The organism is Mesorhizobium sp. M4B.F.Ca.ET.143.01.1.1, from assembly GCF_004792275.1.
Classification (GTDB): Bacteria; Pseudomonadota; Alphaproteobacteria; order Rhizobiales; family Rhizobiaceae; genus Mesorhizobium; species Mesorhizobium abyssinicae.
This window is the reverse complement of the sequence record NZ_SRSR01000257.1, coordinates 1-314: the sequence shown is the minus strand read 5'-3', so window position 1 is coordinate 314 and position 314 is coordinate 1. Positions and strand designations below refer to the sequence as shown.

Genomic DNA, 314 nt, shown 5'->3' with positions numbered 1-314 from the left:
TATCTATGACGCGATCCTCGAGCAGGCGCCGGAAACGATCGAGGCTGTCGCGGGCCTCGGCGAGATCCTGTTCGATGCCGGGGACGCGGAAGGCGCTGAAGCGGTGCTTGCCCGTGCGCCCGAGAACAAGAAGGACGCGCCGGCGCTGGCCGCGCTGCGCGCCAAGATGGCGCTTGCGGCGGAGGCGGCGGCGCTTGGCAATCCGGCCGAATTGGAGCGCCGGCTTGCGGCCAATCCCGCCGACCATCAAGCGCGCTTCGACCTGGCGATGATCCAGAACGCGCACGGCGAGCGCAATGCCGCGGCCGACAATC

The 314-nt window shown here is 69.4% G+C and carries 1 protein-coding gene; it reads left to right on the top strand.

The window, feature by feature from the left end; all coding sequences use genetic code 11:
• Window positions 1-314 (top strand): tetratricopeptide repeat protein (locus EN786_RS36890; protein WP_135910156.1); only part of this gene is annotated, 314 nt, incomplete at both ends.